Origin of the sequence: Dermacoccus barathri, from assembly GCF_015070805.1 — a bacterium.
Lineage (GTDB): Bacteria > Actinomycetota > Actinomycetes > Actinomycetales > Dermatophilaceae > Dermacoccus > Dermacoccus abyssi.
This window is the reverse complement of the sequence record NZ_JADCTK010000006.1, coordinates 1-24,230: the sequence shown is the minus strand read 5'-3', so window position 1 is coordinate 24,230 and position 24,230 is coordinate 1. Positions and strand designations below refer to the sequence as shown.

Genomic DNA, 24,230 nt, shown 5'->3' with positions numbered 1-24,230 from the left:
TGTCTACGCTCGATAGCACCCAGTCGCACAAGCCCCCACCCAGGAGGGATGGTCATGACCCAGCAGAACCCCAAGGACACCCTCCAGACCGATCTGGAGGCACTCGCCAAGGTCTTCGAGGCCGAAGAACGAGAGGATCGCCGCAAGGAGGCCCAGCGCCGCCGTGACGGCCTTCCCGAGCCCAAGCGGGACCTCCGGACTTTCGAGGGCTTCGCGGACGTTGGAGCGGCTCCACGCGCCTGAGCGCCCCCGCTGCCGTGCTACCTCTGCGAGACCCACGCCTCATCCAGGAGCACGCTCGCGACGGCGTACTCAGCGCGGTCACGGTCGAGGTCGGGCACGAGGTGGGTGAGCCTGTCCGTCGCGCGCTCGGCTGCCTCGAAGACGGTGGAGATCAGGGCCTGCTGGTTGGTCGCTCTCATGCGCCTGGACTGTAGCCAGGTGGACCGACTTCCGCAGTCATGTTTGCTGATCGCCCTCTTGCACCTTCGGCCATGGGCTCTGGGGTTCTCTGGCGGCGAGTCGGTTCACGAGCGTCCACGCCGGGCGGGGACAATAGACCATGCGGTTCACGGAGCAACACGAGGTCGAGCGTCCCTCCGACGCCGACTGGTTCGATCTCAACACGGAGATGGACAGCCCGCTCTACGTGGACCCCTTCCTGCTCTTCGATGACCCCGAGCCGTTCTGGAACGCTGGACACGACGAGATCATCGACTTTTTCGAAGCCGCTCTGGAACTGCTGGAGAGGGCGGACGGACAACGAGAGTCGAGACACTGGCAGAAGGCAGAGCGCTTCCTCCAGTTCCCTGAGCCCAAGGAGTTCGGCCTCGGCCTCTCGATGGGCCACCCAGAGGGTGCAGGCATCGGCCCAGAACTTGCCCGCGAAATGTGCGAGGAACTGGAGTTCTTCCGAGGGCGTGGGCGAGGCTCCAACGACCGGCTCCTCGCCATGATGGCCGTCATCGTGGTCGGCCTCGGAGTGGACCGAATCAGCGACATGGTGTGCAACATCTTGAAGGGTCGCTTCATCACCTACACGCAGGAGGTCTGCCAGTCTCTCGGCGTCCCGATGGAGTCCGTAACGGTGCCCAACACGTCATGGACGGCGCAGGGCTTCCGCTGGCGTTCCTCCACGGTCTCGTTGCCAGTCAGCCCGGTCTTCAGAGGCGGCGTCCTGCTCACCCCACAGCAGTTCCTGAAGGACATCCCACGGGTGACCCCCGATGGTTTCTGGTCCTGGGCGGAGAAGAACGAGAACGAGACGCTGCGCTTCGACCTGAACTACGACCTCGCAGAGTCCTTGGACCGGCGCGAGAAGGCACGGCGAGGACGCGAGTTGGCCCACCGTGCGGTCGATCTGTTGGAGAACTACGTGGACGAGGCCACCGCCGACGCCAGCGCCTACGACGTGGACAACGATCCCAAAGGCATCGTCCGTTGGGAAGAAGCAGGCCGGGAGATCGCTAAGGCTAGTCAGGCACCGATGGCACCACGGGATCAGGCGGAGTTTGAGCCGTGGCTGCACGATCTGGCTCAGACGTTCAAGGGTGCGGTCGAGGACAACGGCCTTTGGCGGGCGCTCTGGGACGACACCCTGCGGGCGCATCGCCCAGAGAAGATCGCGCAGGTCATCGCCCGGGCGACGTGGATCGAGCACTGCCGAGCCCGCGACATCGACATCTCCCGGGAGGCCGACTGCGGGCGTGGTCCGGTGGACTTCAAGTTCACCCGAGGGTGGCAGGTCCGGGGCCTCATCGAGGTCAAGCACGTCTCCAGCACCCAGTTCGCCCATGGAGCCGAGACACAACTCCCCATCTACCTGAAGGGCGAGAAGGCCGAGTTCGGCATCTACCTGTGCATCGGCTACCGAGACCGTGACTTCGAGGACGAACGCCTGGCCCTGGTGACCAGCGCTTGCAAAGCCGTCTCGGAGCAGGGCAAGACACGAATCGTCCCTGTCTTCGTTGACGCGAGGCCCAAGAAGTCCGCCTCCAAGGCGTAGGCTCCAGACCCCACGCACCTTGGTGGCGGCGCTGTTCGGAGTTTTTCTGGATTGGCCAGATTTCACGAACAACTTGCCGTGTTGCTGTACCGCAAAACATGGCCACAACCGTGGTCTGCCTGTCCATCTCTCATGGGATCGGACACCCACCTGCACCGCCACACCCACACACGAGCGTGAGGCGCGCGTCAGAACGCGCGCCTCACGTTCATGCTGTCGATCCCGGGCCGTCAGCATTCGGCGTCAAAACCGAGCAACCCGGGCGCTACCTGTCACGGGTGGGCGCCCCTCACGACCGATTCCCACGGTGGTGAGGGGCGCTCACGTGTTCCATTGCGCATGCGGGCGCGAACATAGCTGAGGCACAGGAACGAGCCAGGTACGCCATGGCTACCCCCGGTTGTCTGGTCACCATCACCCCAGGCACGTTCCGAGGAGCACCCCATGCGCACCACCACGATCGTCGGCATCACCGCACTCACCACGGCAGCGCTTGCCGCCCCGGCCGCCGTCGTGGCGCACGACAACCTCGGTGATCTCCTGCCGGTGACGCGCATCGCGGGCTCGTCGGGAACGAGCTTCCTTCCCGACAGCTCCAGCGCTGGCAACGGCTGGAACGGCGACGACGGAGCGTCCGGTACGAGCGCCAGCTCGACGAGCGGCACGTCCACGACCGCTACCGAGGCCCAGCAGCGAGGCGTCGTCATGATCGACACCGTGACGACGAACGGCGAAGGCGCCGGCAGCGGCATGGTGCTGCGCTCTGACGGGACCGTCCTGACGAACTACCACGTCGTGGAGGGCTCCACCCAGATCCGCGTCACGGTGCCCGGCGGGCATAAGTACACAGCCGAGGTGGTCGGACATGACGAGTCACACGACATCGCCGTGCTCAAGCTCAAGGGCGCAAGCAACCTGGCCACCGTCCGACTCGACACCGACGGCGTGAAGGTCTCCGAGAAGGTACTCGCCGTCGGCCAGGGCGGTGGCGAGGGCGTGCTGTACGCCGCGAGCGGACTCGTCACCGCCACCGACCGCTCGATCACGGCGAGCGATTCGACGGCGCTCGACTCCTCCGAGGAACTGACCGACCTCATCCAGACGAGCGCACCCATCGTCGGCGGCTATTCGGGTGGCCCGCTCTTCGACGCGGACGGCGAAGTCATTGGCATCGACACCGCCGCTGCCTCCAGCAACTCCCTCACCGCCTACGGCAACGCGGACGCGCGCAGCGCGGAGGGCTACGCGATTCCGATCACCCAGGCGAAGTCGCTGGCCGACACCATCCTGGCCGGAACGAAGACATCGACGAACCACATCGGTCACCGTGCCGCTCTGGGTATCGCCGTCGTGCCGAGCAGCTCGAGCCGCGGCGGGATGGCGCCCTATGGCGGGTCGAGCGGGGTCACGGTTCAGAACGTCCAAAGTGGGTCGGCGATGGCAACCACGGGCCTGGCGGCCGGCGACGTCATCACCGCCTTGGACGGTACGACCATCTACGACACCGGCGATCTGGCCGATGTCATGGACGGCCACTACCCCGGCGACTCCATGAAGGTGACGTGGACCGACACCTCCGGCGCGACCCGCACGGCAACCGTCACGTTGCAGAAGGCGACGACGAACTGAGGGCCCGGGAGAAGCAGGCGGGCCGTTTCGACGGTGACCCCGCGCTCAGCAGCGAGGCATGGGAACCCCCGTCGATCCAGTACCGTTGTGCCATCGACCGTTCCCCCACCGTGAGGCATTCTCGATCATCATGGGCCCAGCCCTTTCCCTTCTCGCCGGCATTGTGATCGTTCTGATCATCACCGCGTTCACCGGCTGGTTCGTGGCCCAGGAATTCGCGTTCATGGCCGTCGACCGTTCCCGCACCGCAGCACGAGCCAAGGGCGGCGACGACAAAGCCGCCAAGACGCTCCAGGTCACCCGCAGCACCTCGTTCATGTTGAGCGGTGCTCAGCTCGGCATCACCGTCACCGGTCTTGTCGTCGGTTACGTCGCCGAACCGCTCATCGGTGGCGCGATCCGCGACATGGGTTCGGCAGCCGGCATCTCGAAGGCGTTCGCCGCCGTCGTCGGTGCCGTCGTCGCGCTCCTGTTGTCGACCATCATCCAGATGGTGCTCGGCGAGTTGTTCCCCAAGAACTACGCCATCGCACGCCCGGAGCAGGTCTCCGACCGCCTCGCCGGTTCGACGCTCGCGTATCTGCGCGTCTTCAAGCCGCTCATCTGGCTCTTCGACCGCGCGTCCGAGGCTCTGCTCAAGCTCCTGCGCATCGAGCCCGTGCACGACGTCGAGCACTCGGCGACCCTGCGCGACCTCAAGCACATCGTCGGCGAGTCCCGCGGCTCCGAGCTGCCCGAGGAACTGTCCGACATGATCGACCGCGCCCTCGAGTTCCCCCAGCGCCCCGCCGGTCACGCAATGATCCCGCGTGCCCGCGTCGACGTCGTCCAGGCCGACACCCCCGTCCACGAGATCCGACAGCTCATGGAGGGCGGCCACACGCGCTACCCCGTGCTCGACAACGACGACGTCGTCGGCGTCGTCGAACTCCTCGACGTGCTCACGCTGCCGCCGAACGACGAGCGCGAGGTCAGCGAGATCATGCGCCCCGCGTTCCTCATCTCCTCGTTCACCGTGCTCCCCGAGGCGCTCGCGGCCATGCGAGCCGAGCGCCGCACCCTCGCCATCGTCGTCGACGAGTTCGGTGGCTTCGCCGGCGTGCTGTCGACCGAGGACCTCGCCGAGGAGATCGTCGGCGAGATCGAGGACGAGCACGACCCCGACGACCTCACGGCCATCGTCGAGGACGAGACCGGTGACGACGACGCGTGGATCTGCCCCGGCGGCACGCCCACCGACGAGGTCGAGCGTTCGCTCGACATCCTCATGCCGCCCGGCGACTTCGAAACCGTCGGCGGCGTGGCCATGGCCTACAACGGCGGCTTCGTCGAGGACGGCGTCACCGTCGAGGTTCCGCTGCCCGTTGACCCGGGCGAGTACGCCTCCGACGACGCGCCGCCTGAGCGTTTCCTCGTCATCCAGGTCATCGACACCGAGAACCGCGTGCCGCACACGGTGCGCCTCACCCTCGATGCACGCCACGAGACGGAAGGTGACGACGCATGAGCACCCCCGCCCTCATCCTCATCAGCGTCGCGATCGTGGCGCTCAGCGCCTTCTTCGTGGCCGTCGAGTTCTCGCTCATCGCAGCGAAGCGCCACCGCTTCGAAGAACTCGCCGCCACCTCCCGCAGCGCCCGCGCCGCTCTTCGCAGTTCGGGTGACCTGACGCTGTTGCTCGCCGGCTCCCAGCTCGGCATCACCCTGTGCACCCTGGCACTCGGTGCCCTGTCGAAGCCGGCCGTGCACCACGCACTGACGCCGCTCCTCGCTGACCTCGGCCTGCCCAGCACTGTGGCCGACGTCCTCGCGTTCGTGCTTGCCCTGTTCATCGTGACGTTCATCCACCTCGTCGTCGGCGAAATGATGCCGAAGTCATGGGCCATTGCTCACCCGGAGCGTTCCGCGATGCTGCTCGCGCTGCCCATGCGCGGCTTCATGCTCTTCACGCGTCCGCTGCTCGTCGTCCTCAACGGCGCCGCCAACTGGCTTCTGCGCCGCATGGGCGTCGAGCCGGCCGACGAGGTCGCCGCGGCCCAGGACCCGGAGGGCCTGGAGCAACTGGTCGAGCACTCGACGGAGACCGGCACGCTCGACCCGGTCTCGAGCAGCCACATCCGGGGTGCTCTGTCGCTGCGGGAGATGACGCTTTCCGATCTCGTACGACCCGACCACGCCATTACCGCGGTCTCGAAGGACGCCACCGCGGCGGACGTCTGGCACACCGCCCAGAAGGCGGGACACTTGCGTGTCCTCATCGGTTCGAACGGTCATTACGAAGGTGCGGTTCACGTCCGAGACACCGTCTCGCGCGAACCGTCGGCACCGATCGCCGACCTCGTCCACCCCACGGCAACGTTCGACGAGAGCACGCCGGTGACGAAGGCGATGCATGCAATGCGCGAAGGCCGCCAGCACCTCGCCCAAGTCACCCGCGAAGGCTCCTTCGTGGGCGTCGTCACGCTCTCCGACACCTTGCGCGGTCTGTTCCCCGCGGAGGTGGGCACCCGCGCTGAGCCTGCGACCAGCGACGTACCGTTGGACGCATGAACGCCTCCCCTCGCGCTGTCGACCTCACGATCACCGGCCACGTCCAAGGCGTCTCGTTCCGCGCCTACACGGTTGACCGAGCCCGCGAACTGGGCCTCATCGGCTGGGTGGAGAACCTCGACGACGGCTCGGTGCACGTGCGTGCCCAAGGTGATCCCGACGCCGTCGAGAGCCTCGTCGACTGGTGCCACGACGGCCCGTCCGCGGCACGTGTCGACGACGTCGAGGTGCGCGATGTGGCGCCCGAGTCCGTCGACGACTTCTCCGTGCGGCGCTGATCGCCCCCTCGATGGAGTGCGTCTACTTCGACCGGCATGTGTGCCGCTCGTGCACCCTGCTCGAAACTCCCTACGACGAGCAGCTTCGCCGGAAGCAGGCTCGGGTCGCCGAAACGCTGGCCACGCGGATCCCCGACGGTGTCTGGCTGCCCGCGCGGGCGTCGGCCGAGACGCGGTTCCGGTCCAAGGCGAAGCTCGCCGTCGGCGGCACCCTACAAGCGCCGACACTCGGCATCACGGACGCAGATGGAACCGGGGTCGACCTGCGTGAGTGCGGTATTCAGGACGCAGCCATTTGGGACGTCGTGCCCGACCTTGCAGGCTTCGTCACGTATGCCCGGCTGCGGCCGTACGACGTCGCAGAGCGCGAGGGTGACCTCAAGTTCGTTCTCGTCACCGCGAACACCGACGGCGAACTCATGGTGCGCTTCGTCCTGCGTAGCGAGGACGACGTATCGCGTCTACGCGAGGCGTTGCCCGCTCTCCTCGAGCGCCTCCCCCAGGTGCGCGCCGTCTCGGCGAACATCCATCCCGAGCACAAGGCCGTGGTCGAGGGCGACCTCGAGATCCCACTGACGCCGGAGCAGACCCTGCGTCTGCCGGTGGGCGACGTCACGCTGCACCTGCGTCATCGCAGCTTCCTCCAGACGAACACCGACGTCGCCGGCGACCTGTACCGACAGGCCGCCGCCTGGGCCGACGCGGTGCACGCGCGCAACGTCCTCGACCTGTACTGCGGGGTCGGCGGGTTCGCACTCCACCTCGCCGGCGAGCACCGGAGGGTGCACGGCGTCGAGATCGAACCCACCGCGGTGGAGAGCGCGCGCCTGGCTGCGTCGGAGCGAAGCACCGCAGGGGATGTCACGTTCGAGGTCGGTGATGCGAGCGTGCTCGACGTGCCTGCGGAAGACTCCGCCGACCTCGTCGTCGTCAACCCACCACGACGGGGTATCGGCGAGCACCTGGCTCGTACGCTCGACGGCAGCGGCGCGCACACCGTCATCTATTCGAGCTGCAACCCGACGACGCTCGCGGCCGATCTGGAACACCTCGCCTCCTTCGATGTCACCGCCGCGCGCCTGTTCGACATGTTCCCGCACACCCACCACGCCGAGGTGGCCGTGCTCCTGCGCCGTCGCCTCTGAATGCGGCCGACCGCATAACCATTCGGACACAAAGCTCCTGCGCCCCGAACCGCTGCGCCGATTCAGGGATCGCCAAGAATAGATTGAGGGGTCTTTCACCCACGTCACACCTGGGAGCCCTGAGTGCCCGAGAACTTGCCCGCTGACGCCCGCGACGCGTCAGCACCCTCCGCGCCTTCGACCTCGACGCCGAAGAAGGATCGCAGCCACTGGCTGTACATCGCCGTCATCATCGCCGTGATCGGCGGCATCACCTTCGGCCTCGTCGCTCCCGACGCGGCCAAGGAGTGGAAGCCTGTCGGCGAGATGTTCGTCGATCTCATCAAGATGATGATTTCGCCGGTCATCTTCTGCACCATCGTCCTGGGTATCGGCTCGGTGCGGAAGGCTGCCACCGTCGGTAAGGCCGGCGGTCTGGCCCTCGCGTACTTCCTCACGATGTCGACCTTCGCACTGGCCATCGGCCTCGTCGTCGGCAACATCATCCAGCCGGGACACGGGCTCAAGATCACCCCCGGTTCGGCTGACAAGTACGTCGAAAAGGCGTCGGAGTCCGACCACGGCCTCCTCGGGTTCATCGCCGACATCATCCCAACAACTCTGTTCTCCCCTCTCACCGGCGACAGCGTCCTGCAGACCCTGTTCGTCGCCCTGCTCGTCGGCTTCGCCATCCAGAAGATGGGCGCCGACGCCGAGCCGGTGCTGCGCGGTATCACCTACCTGCAGAAGATCGTCTTCCGCGTGCTGACGATGGTTCTGTGGCTCGCCCCGATCGGTGCATTCGGCGCCATGGCTGCGGTCGTCGGAGAATCCGGAGCCAAGGCCGTCGGTGAAATGCTCAAGCTGATGTTCGGGTTCTACGTCACCTGTGCTCTCTTCATCTTCGTCATCCTCGGCGCACTGCTGTGGCTCGTCGCTCGCGTCAACATCTTCAAGCTGCTCAAGTACCTCGCCCGCGAGTTCCTCCTCATCGTCGCGACGTCGTCGTCCGAGTCGGCCCTGCCGAACCTCATGGCGAAGATGGAGCACGCCGGCGTCGACCGCTCCACGGTGGGCATCGTCGTACCGACCGGCTACTCGTTCAACCTCGACGGCACGGCCATCTACCTCACGATGGCGTCACTCTTCATTGCCGACGCCATGAACATGCCGATGTCGATGGGTGAGCAGATCGGTCTGCTCCTGTTCATGATCGTGGCGTCCAAGGGGGCCGCAGGTGTTACCGGTGCGGGCCTCGCGACCCTTGCCGGCGGCCTGCACGCGCACAAGCCCGAACTCGTTGACGGCGTCGGCGTCATCGTCGGTATCGACCGCTTCATGTCCGAGGCTCGCGCGCTGACGAACTTCGCGGGCAACTCCGTCGCCACGGTTCTCGTCGGCACGTGGACCAAGTCCATCGACCGCGAGCGCCTCAACATCGTCCTGGACGGCAAGGAGCCGTTCGACTACTCGACGATGGAGGATCACGGCAGCGAGGCTTCAGCGCGTCACTGATCGGTTCTCCCCGGTTTCGATGCGATCCCGTCACCCGCGAAGGGTGGCGGGATCGCATCGTTATGGAACCTATATGCGCACCGCGGGTGTCGACGACGTGGGCCACGCCACACCGCCCGTAGGGTCGCGGGATACCCCTACTCCGACGACGTCCGAAAGGCGGCCACGTGTCGAGCCCAGTCGCACCACAGAACGAGGAGGTGGCGGGCGAACAGCTCTCCCGCGGCCTCAGCAATCGCCACATCCAACTGATCGCCATCGGCGGAACGATCGGCACCGGCCTCTTCATGGGCTCCGGCCGCACGATCAGTGCCGCCGGCCCGTCGGTCATCCTCGTCTACGGGATCATCGGCTTCTTCCTGTACTTCGTCCTGCGCGCCATGGGCGAACTGTTGCTGAGCAACCTCGAGTACAAGTCGTTCGCGGACTTCGCCGGTGACATCCTCGGCCCGTGGGCCGCGTACTTCACGGGGTGGACGTACTGGTTCTGCTGGATCGCCACCGCGATCGCCGATGTCGTCGCCATCGCAAGTTACGTCGCGTTCTGGTGGCCTGATCTCCCCCTGTGGATTCCCGGCCTGGCGCTTATCTTCCTTCTCCTGGCGCTGAACCTGCCCTCGGTGAAGTCCTTCGGTGAGCTCGAGTTCTGGTTCGCCCTCATCAAGATCGTCGCCATCGTGGCGCTCATCATCATCGGCCTGTACATGGTGTTCACCGGCTTCTCCTCCGGCGGTTCCAAGGCCGCGTTCTCGAACCTGTGGGACCACGGCGGCTTCTTCCCCAAGGGCTTCATGGGCTTCGCGGCCGGCTTCCAGATCGCCGTGTTCGCGTTCGTCGGTGTCGAGCTCGTCGGCACGGCAGCCGCCGAGACGAAGGACCCGCACCGCAACCTCCCCCGCGCGGTGAACTCGGTGCCGATCCGCATGCTGCTGTTCTACATCGGCGCCCTCTTCGTGCTGATGTCGGTTCGTCCCTGGACGGAGTTCAAGGCGGGCGAGTCGCCCTTCGTCAAGATGTTCGCGCTCGCCGGTCTCGCGGCAGCCGCGGGTGTCGTCAACTTCGTCGTCCTCACCTCGGCGGCGTCCTCGGCCAACTCGGGCATCTACTCGACGTCGCGCATGATCTACGGCCTCAGCCGTCAGGGGGACGCACCCCGGGCGTTCTCGAGCCTGTCACGCAACAAGGTTCCGGTCGCGGCGCTCCTGTTCAGCTGTGTGTTCCTGCTCATCGGCATTCCGCTGCTCTACGCCGGTGGCGGTGTTGCCGAGGCCTTCGACATGATCACCACCGTGTCGGCGATCTGCTTCATGTTCGTCTGGACGATCATCCTGCTCAGCTACATCACCTACCGCCGCCGTCGTCCTCACCTGCACAAGGAGAGCACCTTCAAGATGCCCGGCGGCATCGGCATGTGTGTGGCCACGATGGTGTTCTTCGTCTTCGTCCTGTGGACCCTGACGACGCAGGAGAGCACCCTCACGGCGCTGCTGTGGACGCCCCTGTGGTTCGTCCTCATCGGGATCGGTTACCTCTTCGTGCGCAACACGCCGGAACACCGCGTCCTGCGTGGCCAACACGCCGACAAGGTCGTGGCCGAGAAGCGGGCAGCAGCAGCACACCGCTGACCTCTTTCTGCTCGGACCGACGACGGCCGTCCGCTCACTTCGGTGGCGGGCGGTCGTCGTCGTATCGCGAGCTGAATCGCCGTCCTCTGTCCACAGGTGTGACGGCCGTTCGGGGCTGTGGACGGCCCCCGGCACGCTCGGTGCGTTACGGCGCACGCTGAAGGCATGACGATCAATCCAGCCCACGCCCCCATCACCTCCCGATCGACGCTCACGGCGTTCTGGCAGAACGTGCTCGGTGCCAGCCGGCCACAGGGGCGCAGCCTCTGGCTCGCCTTCCACGACGAGAACGGCCGCGTCCACAAGGCACTCACCCAGATCGACGGCCTCGCCCTACGTCCCGACGCGGACGCCGTCGCCAACCTCGCGCTCGTCGTCAGTTCCATCGCTGAGGAGTCGCCGGACATCACCGGAGCGCTCGTCCTGCTCGAACGCGGAGGAACGAGCGGAGCCTCGCCCTTCGAGGAATCCTGGGCCGACGCCCTCACGCTCGCCCTGGAGGGGTACCTGCGCTGGCCGGTCATGGTCGCGGCACCCGGCAAGCTGGCGGAGGTGCCGCTCTGGACGAGCGCGGCGTGATTCCTGCTTTCCTGTCGGCACGCACGCCAGGCGTGTTCGCGGCGTGAAACGATGGCCTCATGAAATTCGCAGAGAACGTCGCCGACCTTGTGGGCAACACCCCGCTCGTCAAGCTCGGCCCGGTAGCACGTGAGGCGGGCGTCGAATGCACCGTCCTCGCGAAGGTCGAGTACTTCAACCCCGGAGGCTCGGTCAAGGACCGCATCGCCCTCAAGATGATCGAGGCCGCAGAGGCCTCGGGCGAGCTCAAGCCCGGTGGCACCATCGTCGAGCCGACGTCCGGCAACACCGGTGTCGGCCTCGCGCTCGTCGCTCAGCGCAAGGGCTACCGCTGCATCTTCGTCTGCCCCGACAAGGTGGCCAAGGACAAGATGGACGTTCTGCGTGCGTACGGCGCCGAGGTGGTCGTGACGCCCACGTCGGTGGCTCCCGATCACCCGGATTCGTACTACTCGGTCTCCGACCGCATCGTCGAGGAGACGCCGGGCGCGTGGAAGCCGAACCAGTTCTTCAACGAGTTCGGCCCGCAGTCGCACTACGAGAGCACGGGCCCGGAGATCTGGCGTGACACCGAGGGCAAGGTGACGCACTTCGTCGCCGGCGCGGGTACCGGCGGCACGATCACCGGCACGGGTCGCTACCTCAAGGAGATCAGCGCCGACCGTCCGGAGAGCGAAGGTGGGCGCGTCCGCATCATCGGTGCCGACCCCGAGGGATCGATTTACTCGGGCGGCAGCGGACGCCCGTACCTCGTCGAAGGTGTCGGCGAGGACATGTGGCCGGGCGCGTACGACCCGTCGGTTCCCGACGACGTCATCGCCATCAACGACCAGGACGCCTTCACGATGACGCGAGCTCTCGCCGAGAAGGAAGGTCTTCTCGTCGGTGGCTCGAGCGGCATGGCCGTCGTCGGTGCTCTGCGTGTGGCGAAGGACCTGCCGGCCGACGCCGTCGTCGTCGTCCTGCTGCCCGACTCGGGCCGTGGCTACATGTCGAAGATCTTCAGCGACGAGTGGATGAACTCGTACGGCTTCGTCACCGATGGCGACGATAAGACCGTGGGCGAGGTGCTGCGCCAGAAGTCGGGCGACCTCCCCGACCTTGTGCACACGCACCCCACCGAGACGATCCGCGACGCGATCGACATCATGCGCGAGTACGGCGTGAGCCAGCTGCCCGTCGTGGCTGCCGAGCCGCCGCTCATGCTCGGCGAGGTCCGCGGCGCCGTCAGCGAGCGCACGCTCATGGATCTGCTCTTCGCCGGTAAGGCGCAGTTGGCCGACTCCGTCGCCGATCACCTCAGCGAAGGTCTGCCCCTCGTGGGCCGGGGCGAACCGCTCTCGGCCGCCCGTGAGGCACTGCAGGAGGAGGACGCTCTCCTCGTCGTCGAAGGTGGCCGTCCCGTCGGCGTCCTGACGCGCTTCGACCTGCTCGAGGCCCTCGCCAAGTAGGTCCCTGCGATGTGACGAAGGCCCCGCAGTCGACGCTGCGGGGCCTTCATCATGTCGGGCGCTTCAGGCGCGCACGCGATCGGCACCGGCGTACACGTTGAAGTGGTCGCGGCGCATCATGCCGACGAGCACGAGCCCGTACTCCTCGCAGAGATCAACGGCCATCGACGACGGCGCCGACACCGCGACGATGCCGCTCACGCCCGCGGCAACGGCCTTCTGCACGATCTCGAAGGACACACGTCCCGACACGACGAGCAGACGGTCGCGCGCAGGGAGAAGCCCGTCCATAAGGGCTCGGCCGAGCACCTTGTCGACGGCGTTATGACGGCCGACGTCCTCGCGCACGACGTCGATCCGCCCGTCGTAGGTGGCGAGCCCGGCGGCGTGGAGACCTCCCGTGCGTTCGAACGCCCTTTGCTGTTCGCGGAGGGTGTCGGGCAGGTCGCGTGCGACGTCGACGTCGAGCACCTGAGCCGAGCGCGGCCCGACGGCGCCGAGCGTCAATTGGTCCGCACTACAGACGCCGCAGGCCGCGCCGGTGACGAAGGATCGGGGGCGCGGTGGTGTCGTGTGCGGCGCGAGCGCGATCTCGATGACATCGACGTCGTTCTTCCAGCACCCGCGCAGCTGCGTGACGTCGGCCGGAGCTTCGACGCCGGATTCGACGAGAAGCCAGCCGGCGGCAAGTTCCGTGTCGTGCCCCGGGGTTCGCATGAGCACGGCGAGTGTCGTGTCACCGAGGTGGAGTTCGAGGGGCGCCTCGACGACGAGGTCGTCGGCGCGTCCGGTCATCCCACCGGCGTTGACGCGGTGGACGCGGCGACGGGCTGTCATCTGCGACACCCGGGAAGCGTACAGTCGCGAACATGGCTGACGCGAGAACCCATGTGAAGGAACGCACTTCGGCGCCTGATGGCTTCTTCGAAACGGAGGCCGCCGGGTTGCGGTGGCTCGGTGAGGCAACGGCGAGTGGCGGAGCGGACGTCGTCGAGGTGCTCGACGTGGATTCGCGTTCGCTCACCTTGGCTCATGTCGAGTCGGCCTCCCCAAACGCCGAAGCGGCTCACGCCTTCGGCAAGGCGCTTGCCGCGACGCACGCCGCCGGAGCCCCCGGCTTCGGCGCCCTTCCGCCGGGCGCGGGTCACTACTATTTCGGTCCGCTCGATCAGCCGATCTCGCTACCCACGGACGTGTACGACGACTTCGGCACCTTCTACTCACGTTCCCGCCTGCACCCCCTGGCGGAGCGCGTTGACCTTCCCGGGCGGGAAACCCGCCTCCTCAACGATCTCTGCAGGGCACTGGAGAACGGCGCAGCCGAGTTCGGCCGTTCCCCCGTCACGCCGGCACGGGTGCACGGCGACCTGTGGAGCGGCAACGTCATGTGGTCACCGAACGGCGTGGTACTCATCGACCCGGCAGCGTGCGGCCACCACCCGTTGGCGGACCTCGCGATGCTCATGATGTTCGGCGCTCCGCACGTCGAGGAGATCGTCGAGGGGTATGACGCAGCCCGCCCGCTACACTCCGGTTGGCGCGAGGAGATACTGCTTCATCAGTTGTTCGGTTATCTCGTGCACCTCGACCTCTTCGGCAGCAGCTACCTCTCCCCCACGATTGATGCGCTTCGAGCAAGTGCCGAACTCTGCGGCGTCTGAGACGGAACGGATGTGACTGTGCTCACGTCGTAGTGTTGGCATATCAACCACGGGGCAGGGGAACATCATGTGCGAGCACGACGCCTCCACTCACACGCCAGGATCGGGCCACGGCACGACGCGACGAACGTTACTCACTGGCGCCCTCGCCGCGCCGCTCGTGGCGGGTGTCTCCGCCGGATCGGCCACGGCAGCCACCACGGTGACGCGCTGGGTGAAGCCGCCGTACACCGACGCCTACCCGCGATGCAGGTCAAGAACGCCGTGGGCCGTCTCGGTGAGGCGGTGCCGGTCACTAGCTACTTCGTCAACACGACGTGGTTCAAGATCACCACCGGCAAGATGGCGGGTACGTACGTCTCCGGTTCGGGGCTGACCACGACGAACCCGGACACCCAGACCTTCGCCTACCCCTCACCCGACCCGTTCTCGCTCCCCCCGGTTGGCTCCCGACTCACGCGTTACGTCATCAGCCGCGACTTCTATGTCAGCACCCGCGCGTCCGCGTCCTTCTCCGCCGCGTGCAGAACATCGATCGCGCCCCGCACGAAGGTCACCGGCAAGCTCGTCTCGAGCGACTGGGTGAGGCTGGACGACGGCCGCTACATCACGACCGCGCTGCTCGCCACCACACCGGTCGTCCGTGCCTTCAACGGCCGCGTGCCGAGCGGAAGGCTCTGCGCGTTACCCGCCTACCTACGAGCACTGTCGGCCGCCGCATCGTCCCTCGAGCGCGTTGCGGCCATGCAGTTCATCCGGATGGACACGGCGTTCGCGAAGGTCTTCGGCTACCACATCACCGTCGAAGAGGGCTACCGCTCGCTGTACTGGCAGAAGCACTGGGACGCCCAGTACGGCGCGCCTCGCGCTGCCTACCCGGGTACGTCGAACCACGGCATGGGACTGGCCGTCGACATCCGAAGCGGTGCCGGATCGCCCTTCACCTTCGGTACAGCTGCCGACAAGTGGCTGACCGCGAACGGCGCAGGTTTCGGCTTCCACCGCTCGTGGTGGCTCGACCAGGGCCGCCCGAACGCCGAGTTCTGGCACTACAACTTCATCGGCTGACAGAGACGGCGAACCTCAGGCGAGGTTCGCCGTCCACCACTGCGCGAGGTCGCGGGCCGAGGTGTCGACGGCCGTCGCCCAGTCGAGCGCCGATTCGTCGGCGTCGTCGGAGACGTGCTTGACCACGCGCACCGGCACCCCAAAGCTCTGGCACGCCATGACGACCGCGTACCCCTCCATGTCGACGAGCGACGCGCGCTCGGCGAGCACGTCACGCACCGCAGGGTCGCTGACGAACAGGTCACCGGTGGCGAGAACGAGCTCAGGGTCGCCGAAACCCGTCGTCAGTCGCTCACGCGGGTCGTAGCCGAGCGCACGGATGGCGTCGGCACTCATGTCGTGGTTCAGCACGACGCCTGGCTCGAAGGCGCCGCGAAGACCGGGCCGGAGCGCCCCGCAGCTGCCGAGGTTGACCACGGTGAGCCTCTCGCGACCGGCTTCCCCGCGCTCCGCAAGAGCACGCGTCGTGGCAATCGCCGCCGCCGTCTTCCCGAGCCCGGTGATGACGACCTCGACATCGTCGGGCAGATAGCGCGTCTCGCTGCGGGCAGCGGCAATGACGAGGAAACGCTCGCTCATGCCTCGAAGCGCTCCGTGTCACCGGAACCCACACGAACGACCTCCGGGTAACCCTCGGTGAAGTCGACCACCGTCGTCGGACGAGGCTCCACCGACTCCGCGTCGATGACGATGTCGACGAGGTGATCGAGTTCCTCCTTCACCGCCCAGCCGTACGTGAACGGCTCTTCCTGATCGGGCAGGATGAGCGACGTCGACAGCAACGGCTCCCCCAACGCCTCGACGATGGCACGCGCCACCGGGTGCGTGTCGAGACGCACGCCTACGGTCTTCTTCTTGGGGTGGACAAGCTTGCGCGGCACCTCGCCCGTCGCCGGCAGGATGAACGTGTACGGCCCGGGCGTTGCCGCCTTCACCGCGCGGAACGCTGCGTTGCTCAACTGCACGAGCTGCCCCAACTCCGCGAAGTCACGGCACACGAGCGTGAAGTCGTGCTTCGCGTCGAGCTTGCGGATCCGAATCATCCGCTCCTTCGCCTCGGCATTGCCGAGCGTGGCACCGAGCGCGTAACCCGACGACGTCGGGTAGGCGATGAGCGCGCCGTCACGCAACGCGTCCACGACCTGCGCGATGAGACGCGGCTGCGGGTTCTCGGGGTGGATGTCGAGGAAAGTTGCCATGCCTCACGCTACGCCGCGCTGCTGCTCCCCGTCGATGCGTGGATCCTGGTCGAAACCCCGCCGTCGGGTGTGCAGAACGTACGCCGCCATGATCAGGGGCCACTGCTCGTACGCCGCGCGGAACGCCGCGTTCGCCTCGCGCCATCCGTCGTGCTCGAAGTGCACCCGACTCCCCCAGTCGTTCTCCGAGAAGCGCACGGACACGTGGCTCGGCGCATCCTGTTCGCCCTGCCACCAGCACCACCACGTGACCTGCTCGCCGGGTTGGAGCACCTCGATTCGTCCCCACACGTCCACCCCGCCATCGGACGACGTCCACGTGACATCGGCGCCTGCGACACCGCCCAGTGAGGCGCTTTCGAACGCCAGGGGGTCACGGCTGAACTCACGCGGCCACCATCGGGAGAACTCGTCGACGAAGAGAGCAAAGGCGAGCGACTGCGTCACCGGGACGTCGTACGTCAGCCGGATGGGATCCACGAAACGTCGCCCCCCCTTCTCACTCAACGGTCGCTCCATCTGACCACAGCGGCTCCGTGTGTCGGGGGTTTGGGCGCAGCCGTTCGTCGTCAGGATTCGACCTGCATCCGAACGTCGGTCGGAAGGAGCACAGTACGGCTCACGGTGCACAGGCGTTCGTGCGAGAGCTGCACCGTCTCCGGGTACACCTTGCGCGCAGCGTCGCCCGCTTCACCCTCCGGGAAACGCACGGTGAAGGTGACGTCGATCGGACCCATGTGGTTGCCCTGCTCGTCACGCAGCTTGTCGCCCTCGGCGACGACGTCGAACTGCTCGGGCTCGCTGCGGCGCGAGGTGAAGATGTCGACGTCGATCGCGCTGCACCCGGCGATGGCCGTGAGCAGGAGCTCGACGGGCGTGAACTGCTCGTCCTCGCCCGAACCGAAGTCGAGCGTGCCGCCGCGCGCGTTCGTCGCGGTGAAGCGACCGGCGCTGGTACGGGTGAGGGAAACACTGCGGTGGGCATCGGTAGAAGTCATGGGGCCATGGTGCCACTAGGCTCTTCGGGTGCCCCTCGTCACCGCTCCTCAAGGTCCCCCGCCCGGCAAGGGCCAGCTCGTCCTCGTCCGTCACGGCGAAACCGAATGGTCGCGCGACGGGCGCCACACCGGCACCACCGACCTCCCACTGCTTCCGGCCGGCGAAGCCGTTGCGCGCGCGGCGGGGCAGGCGCTCGCCGGTCGTCACTTCGTCGCCGAGTTAGTCTCACCGCTGACCCGGGCGCTGCGCACCGCCGAACTCATCGGCCTGAAGAACCTCGAGATCGACGAGGACCTGCGCGAGTGGGATTACGGCGGCTACGAAGGCAAGTCCACGCCGCAGATCCGTGACGAGGTCGGCTACGACTGGGAGATCTTCAGCCACGGCGTCGTGCCGGGTGAGACCCCGGGTGAGACGGTCGAGGACGTCGCGGCCCGCGCCTCGCACGTCCTGAACCGCGTCATGCCGTTGCTAAAGAGGGGCGATGTCATCCTCGTGGCCCACGGCCACCTCCTGCGCATCCTCGCAGCCGTCTACCTTCGGCAGGAGCCCCGCTTCGCCGCCCAGCTCATGCTCGACGCCGGCGCGGTATGCGCCCTCGATCACCACCACGACGTGCCCGGGATCCTCAGCTGGAACACGACGCACCTGCCGTCGGCATGACCTGCGGGATCGGGTTGTCGGTGGTCGCTCCTAGGGTGTGAGCCATGCGCATCCTCCACACCTCCGACTGGCATCTCGGCCGGTCCTTCCACGGTGAAGGCCTCGGCGATGCGCACGCGCGCTACCTCGACCACCTCGTCGAACTGACCCGCGCGGAGAAGGTCGACGCCGTCGTCGTTTCCGGTGACATCTACGACCGGGCACTGCCGAACCCGCGCACCGTCGAACTGCTCGACGACGCCCTCGTGCGACTGCTCGACACCGGGAGCCGCGTCGTGGTGACCTCCGGCAACCACGACTCGGCCACGCGCCTCGGGTTCGGATCCCGCGTCATGGAGCACTCCGGGCTCCACATCCGCGCCGCCTACGAAGGCATCGCGCGCCCCATCGCGATACCGGGTTACGGCAGCCACGACACCGCCGGCCATGTGGTGGCGCTCCCCTACCTCGAGCCGTCCGTTGCGGCCGGGGCGTTCGACACAGAGTCGACGCACCGGGCCGTGCTCACCGAGGCGGTGACGCGCGGTCGCACCGCGCTACCTGACGACGGGCTGCCGGTCGTCGGCATGGCACACGCCTTCTTCGCAGGCGCCACGACGAGTGAGTCCGAACGCGACATCTGCGTCGGCGGTCTCGGCGTCGCGCCCCGCTCCGTCGTCGACGCCTTCGACTACGCGGCACTCGGGCACCTCCACGGCGCGCAAACCCTCAGCGAGTCGGTGCGCTACAGCGGCAGTCCGGTCGCCATGTCGTTCAGCGAAGCGGCCCACACCAAGGGCACGTGGCTCGTCGACGTCGCCCGCGGCAGTGTCTCCGCCGAGTTCATCGAGGCACCGATCCACCGTTCGCTCGCCATCCTGCGCGGCGAACTCGACAACCTGCTCGCCGATCCCAAGCTCGAACACGCCGAATCGGCCTGGTGCCAGGTCACGCTCACCGACGAGATCCGGCCTGCGGCGGCCATGGATCGCGTGCGAGCGCGTTTCCCCCACACCCTGCGCCTCATCTTCGACACGCCTCGTACCGAGACCCAACCGATCACCTACGCCGAGCGACTCAAGGGCCGTGACGACGTGGAGCTGTGCTGCGACTTCCTCGCCCACGTGCGTGGCGGACGCGGCCCCAACGCCACCGAGCGCACCGCTATCGGCAAGGCCGTCAGCGCGGCTCTGCGACGCGGTGACGAACCGATGGCAGACGACGGCTCGATGTTCTCCCTCGAGGATCTGCGATGAGGCTTCACACCCTGCGCCTGGAAGCGTTCGGGCCCTTCCCAGACCGTGTGAACGTCGACTTCGATGAACTCGACCAGGGCATCCTGCTCGTCAACGGCCCCACCGGCTCGGGCAAGAGCTCGCTCCTCGATGCCGTCGCGTTCGCGCTGTTCGGCGACGTTCCGGGCAGTCGACGCAGCCTGCGCAACGCTCTGCGGAGCCACCACGCCGCGCCAGAGACGGCGCCCTGGGTCGAACTCGAGTTCAGCGTCGGCCCCGAGCGCTGGCGCGTACGCCGGGCGCCCGCGTGGGACGCGCCGAAGCGCCGCGGTTCGGGAACCACCACGCGCCCCGCGTCGGTGAGGCTCGAGCAGTGGCGGGAGGGCCAATGGCACCTCGTCTCGTCCCGTATCGACGAGGCGGCCGACATGGTCACCGACACGCTGGGCATGGGTCTCGAGCAGTTCGCCCAGGTCGTCCTGCTCCCCCAGGGCGAGTTCGCCCAGTTCCTGCGCGCCAAGCCCGAAGACCGCCGGGCCCTGCTCGAGCGGCTCTTCGACGTCGCCCGCTTCGACGCCGTGGAGCGATGGTTCGCTGAGACGAAGAACGAACGCCTCCGTGCCAGTGAGGCCTCGCTCGAACACATCCGGGGTCACATGACGGTCGTCACCGACACGCTCACGCGTCTTGACGACGACGAGTTGCCACCGGCCGTCTGGTCCGACGAGAGCGTTGCCGACCTTCCCGAGATGTTGCGGACCCTCCTCGCCGCCCTGCGCGGGCGCCGTGACGACGCGGGCACGCGGGCGGCCGAGGCCGCGGCCGCAGCCAAGCAGGCTGAACGCGCCGTCGAACGCGCCGGCGCGTTGCTGGCCCTGCGTGAGGCCCACGAGCGGGCGCGCACCGACCTCGACGCCTGGCCCGCCGAAACCGTCACCCAGATGAAGAATGATGCGGACGCCGCCGATCACGTGGCGGGCGTGCTTCGCCTCGCGCAACGCAGTGGACGCGCCGACAAACAACTCGAGCAGGCACGTGCCCGGCGCATCGAGACCGCCGGAGCACTCGCGGAGATCACCGGGCTCGAGGCGCCTGGCGAACGTCACGATGTCGACGCCGTTCTCCCGGCCGAGGCGCTGAAGGCTCGGTCACAAGCGCTTCAGGCGCTGCAGTTGCACCTGCCGCGAGCCCTGCGCGCCCTCGACGACGTCGCCGCCGCTCGGCGCCATGCATCAGCGGCCGAGCAGAAGGCCGTCGCCACGAGGGAGACGGTGGGGACGGCGAAGGAGGAGGGCGAACGTGCCGACGAAGCTGTCGTCGTCGCGGAGGAGACGCTCAGCTCGCTGCCTGACGTGCGAGGCTCCCTCAACGCCGTTCACGCTGCGCGTCGGATTCTTCAGGAAGTCCCTGCACACAGCAGGGCCGTGACCACAGCAACCGAAGCGCGCGACGCAGCAGTGGCCACCTTCACCGAACGTGAGCACGACGCGGTGGCCCTGCGTCTGGCCCGGCTGGCCGGTATCTCCGCCGAGATCGCCACCGATCTCACGCCCGGCAACCCGTGCCCCGTGTGTGGCTCGTGCGAACACCCGAACCCTGCGACTGCGTCACCGCAGGCACCCGGCGCGCAGGCGATCGAGGCGGCGGAACGGGCTGCCCGGGATGCTGACGAGAAGCGTCGCCGTGCCGAAGCCACACTCGCCGGCGCCGAGCAGGCCTGGGCGAGCCACCTCGCGCACCTGCAAGCCCGCCTCGACGACGTCGTGGCCGCTGTGCCGGACGGGGAGACATCCCCTGCGGGGAGCGATGACACAGCCGAAGCCCTCGTTGCCGCCGATCTCGTCGATGACGACAGCGCGCTGCGTCAGACCGAGCGCGACCTGAACGAGCGAGCCCAGCGTCGGGAAGAAGCGGCCGCGGCGCTGGAAAAGGCTCGATCGGCACAGACGCGAGCCCACCGAGGCATAGCAACCGCGGAGAAGGACGCTGCCGCCGCCGTTGCACGCCGCGATGGAGCGAAAGAAGCACTGGCGGCTGCCCTCCAGCACCTCGCGGAAGCCGAGTCGTCCACACTGCAGTTCGTTTCGGACTACACCGACTCCAACAACTCCCCCGTGCTGCGCGGCACCACGCTGCCCGAAGGTGCCACCGACGGCACGAGCGTGGTTGCCACGGCCACGGGCGACGATGACGCTGCGCAGAACCTCGCGGACGAGGAGCACGAGGAGGCCGTGCGCACCCGCGTCCAGCAGCTCGCTCGGTCGGTCGACGACGCGCGTCGACAGCTGACTGCGATCGACCGCGCGCGTGACGCCTTCGCCCGCGCGGACGCGACCTTCCGTACCGCAGCGACGCAGAGCGAGAGCGCCCAAGTCGAGCTGTCCGACGAACTCGTCGCCAAGGGTTACGACGACGTCGAGGCGGCCTTCGCCGTCGCCCTCGACGAGGACGAGCTGACGAGTCTGCGCGCCACGTGGCAACACGCCATCGAGGTCCGCGCTGCCGCGGGCGCCACCTTGGCCGACGACACTGTGGCGTCTGCGGCGCACTCCCCCGCTCCCGATCCTGCGCGGCTGCGGCGGAGGGCCGACATCTACGCACGCCGCGCGAACGAATCCTCCACCGAGGCGTCCCGATGGGCGCGGGCCTACGAGATCCTCGACTCGATGCGTGACCGCATCGCCGACGCCGTGCGCGAGCATCTCCCTGTCGCTCAGGCAGCCCGGGAGATGAGCGACCTCGCGAGCACGTTCTCCGGCATCGGCGAGAACACTCACCGCATGAGGCTCACGAGCTACGTGCTCGCCGCCCATCTCGAGACCGTGACGGCAATGGCGAACGAGCGCCTGCACCACATGACCGACGGGCGCTACCAGCTGAAGTACACCGACGAGCGGGCCAAGGGCACCGCCCGCAGCGGACTCGGTCTGGTCGTCGTCGATGCCTGGACCGGCCGCAGCCGCGACACCGCCACGCTCTCCGGCGGCGAAGCCTTCATGGCCTCCCTCGCCCTCGCGCTCGGGCTCGGTGACGCCGTGCGTGCCGACTCCGGCGGCATGGAACTGCACACCCTCTTCGTCGACGAAGGCTTCGGCTCGCTCGACCAGGACACGCTCGAGCAGGTGATGGAGGTACTGGACGGGCTGCGCGAAGGTGGGCGTCTCGTCGGCGTCGTCAGCCACGTCACCGAACTGCGCGCCCGAATCCCCTCTCAGATCGAAGTTCGCAAGACCTCCGAGGGTTCCACGGTTCACCCGATCGTGTCCGGATTCGCCGTGTCAGGCGCGGTCTGAGCGCCGCCCTGTGAAACGCTGGGCGCATGCGTGCGATCCGTCAGTCCAAGAAGCTTCAGAACGTGCGTTACGACGTGCGCGGCCCGATCCTCGAAGAGGCACAGCGCCTCGAGGCCGAGGGCCACAAGATCCTCAAGCTGAACATCGGCAACACCGCCCCGTTCGGCTTCGAGGCACCTGAGGCAATCCTGGCCGACATGAAGCACCACCTGCACCACGCGCAGGGCTACAGCGACAGCCGCGGCATCTACTCGGCGCGCACCGCCGTCGCGCAGTACTACCAGAGCCGCGGCCTGCGCGAGACGCTCGTCGATGACGTCTTCATCGGCAACGGCGTCTCGGAGCTCATCAGCATGGTGCTGCAGGCCTTCGTCGACGACGGGAACGAGATCCTCGTTCCTGCCCCCGACTACCCCCTGTGGACGGGTGCCGTGACGCTCACCGGCGGCAAGGCCGTGCACTACCTGTGCGACGAGGAGAACGGGTGGAACCCGGACCTTGCGGACATCGAGAGCAAGATCACCGAGAACACGCACGCCATCGTCATCATCAACCCGAACAACCCCACGGGCGCCGTGTACTCCGAGGACGTCGTCAAGGGCCTCGTCGACATCGCACGGCGCCACAACCTCGTCGTCATGGCCGACGAGATCTACGAGAAGATCCTCTTCGAGGACGCGGTGCACCACCACGCCGCCACCTACGCAGGTGACGACGTGCTGTGCCTGACCTTCAGCGGCCTGTCCAAGGCCTACCGGGTGTGCGGCTACCGTGCCGGCTGGGTCATGATCTCCGGCCCAAAGCACCTCGCGGCCGATTTCCTCGAGGGGCTCACCCTCCTCGCCAACATGCGCATGTGCGCCAACGTCCCTGCCCAGCACGCCATCCAGACTGCCCTCGGCGGCTACCAGTCGATCCAGGAGCTCATCGGTCCGGAAGGTCGCTTCTACGAGCAGTCGATGCTGGCGTGGCGCATGCTCAACGACATCCCGGGTGTCAGCTGCGTCAAACCGATGGGCTCGCTCTACACGTTCCCGAAGCTCGACCCAGAGGTCTACCCCATCGAGAACGACCAGGACTTCGTCATCGACCTGTTGCGCGCGAAGAAGATCCTCGTGACGCACGGAACCGGGTTCAACTGGGTCAAGCCAGACCACTTCCGGCTCGTCACGCTGCCCGACGTCGACATGCTCGAAGAGGCCATCGGACGTATCGGAGACTTCCTCGAGGACTACCGCTCCTGATGCCCCGGTGCGGGTCGAACCTCCGCCCCTGAGCATGGAACGAAGCCCCATCGCCTTGGCGGGTTCTAGCAGTCCTCGCAACACCCAGACTTTTTGGGAGTTGCGAGGACTGTGTCGGTTGGCGGGGTGAAGG

General features: G+C 67.3%; 23 protein-coding genes. 17 read left to right on the top strand and 6 right to left on the bottom strand.

Features of this window, described 5'->3' with window-relative positions; translation table 11 throughout:
• The first annotated feature begins 54 nt into the window (after positions 1–54).
• Positions 55–243, top strand: coding sequence for a hypothetical protein (locus IM689_RS11650; RefSeq protein WP_193644120.1), 189 nt, complete (start codon positions 55–57; stop codon positions 241–243).
• A gap of 17 nt (positions 244–260) precedes the next feature.
• Here IM689_RS11650 and IM689_RS11645 read toward each other — a convergent pair whose 3' ends face one another.
• On the bottom strand, positions 261–422 hold the full coding sequence (locus tag IM689_RS11645; RefSeq protein ID WP_193644119.1) for a hypothetical protein: 162 nt from the start codon (positions 420–422) through the stop codon (positions 261–263).
• 209 nt (positions 423–631) lie between these two features.
• Here IM689_RS11645 and IM689_RS11640 point away from each other — a divergent pair, with 209 nt between their 5' ends.
• The 10 genes from IM689_RS11640 (at position 632) to IM689_RS11595 (ending at position 12,756) form a co-directional block, all read left to right on the top strand.
• Positions 632–2,005 (top strand): hypothetical protein, encoded by a 1,374-nt coding sequence (locus IM689_RS11640; RefSeq protein ID WP_193644118.1) that lies wholly within the window; start codon positions 632–634, stop codon positions 2,003–2,005.
• 444 nt (positions 2,006–2,449) lie between these two features.
• On the top strand, positions 2,450–3,634 hold the full coding sequence (locus IM689_RS11635) for a S1C family serine protease (RefSeq protein ID WP_193644117.1): 1,185 nt from the start codon (positions 2,450–2,452) through the stop codon (positions 3,632–3,634).
• Between the two features lie 163 nt (positions 3,635–3,797).
• Positions 3,798–5,141 carry a hemolysin family protein gene (locus IM689_RS11630; RefSeq protein ID WP_319803871.1) on the top strand — a complete coding sequence of 448 codons (1,344 nt, stop codon included), beginning with the start codon at positions 3,798–3,800 and terminating at the stop codon, positions 5,139–5,141.
• On the top strand, positions 5,138–6,184 hold the full coding sequence (locus IM689_RS11625; protein ID WP_129663613.1) for a hemolysin family protein: 1,047 nt from the start codon (positions 5,138–5,140) through the stop codon (positions 6,182–6,184). The genes IM689_RS11630 and IM689_RS11625 overlap by 4 nt, the downstream gene beginning before the upstream one ends.
• Positions 6,181–6,462 (top strand): acylphosphatase, encoded by a 282-nt coding sequence (locus tag IM689_RS11620; RefSeq protein ID WP_193644115.1) that lies wholly within the window; start codon positions 6,181–6,183, stop codon positions 6,460–6,462. The genes IM689_RS11625 and IM689_RS11620 overlap by 4 nt, the downstream gene beginning before the upstream one ends.
• Before the next feature lie 11 nt (positions 6,463–6,473).
• Positions 6,474–7,607: a methyltransferase domain-containing protein gene (locus tag IM689_RS11615; protein ID WP_193644114.1), complete on the top strand. Its 1,134-nt coding sequence runs from the start codon at positions 6,474–6,476 to the stop codon at positions 7,605–7,607.
• A 123-nt stretch (positions 7,608–7,730) separates the two neighbouring features.
• The gene (locus IM689_RS11610; protein ID WP_454519295.1) at positions 7,731–9,101 is read left to right on the top strand and encodes a cation:dicarboxylate symporter family transporter; all 1,371 of its coding nucleotides are present in this window, start codon (positions 7,731–7,733) and stop codon (positions 9,099–9,101) included.
• 167 nt (positions 9,102–9,268) lie between these two features.
• Positions 9,269–10,726, top strand: coding sequence for an amino acid permease (locus tag IM689_RS11605; protein ID WP_118915104.1), 1,458 nt, complete (start codon positions 9,269–9,271; stop codon positions 10,724–10,726).
• 165 nt (positions 10,727–10,891) lie between these two features.
• Positions 10,892–11,305, top strand: coding sequence for a hypothetical protein (locus tag IM689_RS11600; RefSeq protein ID WP_118915106.1), 414 nt, complete (start codon positions 10,892–10,894; stop codon positions 11,303–11,305).
• A gap of 59 nt (positions 11,306–11,364) precedes the next feature.
• On the top strand, positions 11,365–12,756 hold the full coding sequence (locus IM689_RS11595) for a cystathionine beta-synthase (protein ID WP_193644113.1): 1,392 nt from the start codon (positions 11,365–11,367) through the stop codon (positions 12,754–12,756).
• Between the two features lie 63 nt (positions 12,757–12,819).
• Here IM689_RS11595 and fdhD read toward each other — a convergent pair whose 3' ends face one another.
• Entirely contained in the window at positions 12,820–13,593 is a 774-nt protein-coding gene (gene fdhD / locus IM689_RS11590; protein ID WP_129663865.1) for a formate dehydrogenase accessory sulfurtransferase FdhD, read from the bottom strand.
• Positions 13,594–13,625: 32 nt separating this feature from the next.
• Here fdhD and IM689_RS11585 point away from each other — a divergent pair, with 32 nt between their 5' ends.
• Positions 13,626–14,417: a fructosamine kinase family protein gene (locus IM689_RS11585; RefSeq protein WP_193644112.1), complete on the top strand. Its 792-nt coding sequence runs from the start codon at positions 13,626–13,628 to the stop codon at positions 14,415–14,417.
• A gap of 246 nt (positions 14,418–14,663) precedes the next feature.
• Entirely contained in the window at positions 14,664–15,485 is an 822-nt protein-coding gene (locus IM689_RS11580) for a M15 family metallopeptidase (protein ID WP_193644111.1), read from the top strand.
• 15 nt (positions 15,486–15,500) lie between these two features.
• On the opposite strand, the gene IM689_RS11575 is transcribed toward IM689_RS11580, so the two are convergent.
• From IM689_RS11575 to IM689_RS11560, 4 genes are all read right to left on the bottom strand, one after another.
• Positions 15,501–16,064: a nucleosidase gene (locus IM689_RS11575; protein ID WP_047311618.1), complete on the bottom strand. Its 564-nt coding sequence runs from the start codon at positions 16,062–16,064 to the stop codon at positions 15,501–15,503.
• A complete protein-coding gene (locus tag IM689_RS11570) occupies positions 16,061–16,684 on the bottom strand; it encodes an L-threonylcarbamoyladenylate synthase (RefSeq protein ID WP_193644110.1) in 624 nt (207 codons plus the stop codon). The genes IM689_RS11575 and IM689_RS11570 overlap by 4 nt, the downstream gene beginning before the upstream one ends.
• A 3-nt stretch (positions 16,685–16,687) precedes the next feature.
• Positions 16,688–17,191, bottom strand: coding sequence for an SRPBCC domain-containing protein (locus IM689_RS11565; RefSeq protein ID WP_193644109.1), 504 nt, complete (start codon positions 17,189–17,191; stop codon positions 16,688–16,690).
• 62 nt (positions 17,192–17,253) lie between these two features.
• A complete protein-coding gene (locus IM689_RS11560) occupies positions 17,254–17,682 on the bottom strand; it encodes an OsmC family protein (protein WP_193644108.1) in 429 nt (142 codons plus the stop codon).
• Between the two features lie 28 nt (positions 17,683–17,710).
• Between IM689_RS11560 and IM689_RS11555 the strand changes: the two genes are divergently transcribed.
• Genes IM689_RS11555 through IM689_RS11540 form a run of 4 tightly spaced genes read left to right on the top strand, consistent with a single transcriptional unit; the run spans position 17,711 to position 24,097 of the window.
• Entirely contained in the window at positions 17,711–18,346 is a 636-nt protein-coding gene (locus IM689_RS11555; protein ID WP_193644107.1) for a histidine phosphatase family protein, read from the top strand.
• 44 nt (positions 18,347–18,390) lie between these two features.
• Positions 18,391–19,581, top strand: a complete 1,191-nt coding sequence (locus IM689_RS11550) for an exonuclease SbcCD subunit D (protein WP_193644106.1) — start codon at positions 18,391–18,393, stop codon at positions 19,579–19,581.
• Positions 19,578–22,853, top strand: coding sequence for an AAA family ATPase (locus IM689_RS11545; protein ID WP_193644105.1), 3,276 nt, complete (start codon positions 19,578–19,580; stop codon positions 22,851–22,853). The genes IM689_RS11550 and IM689_RS11545 overlap by 4 nt, the downstream gene beginning before the upstream one ends.
• Positions 22,854–22,879: 26 nt before the next feature.
• Positions 22,880–24,097 carry a pyridoxal phosphate-dependent aminotransferase gene (locus IM689_RS11540; RefSeq protein WP_047311611.1) on the top strand — a complete coding sequence of 406 codons (1,218 nt, stop codon included), beginning with the start codon at positions 22,880–22,882 and terminating at the stop codon, positions 24,095–24,097.
• Positions 24,098–24,230 lie beyond the last annotated feature (133 nt).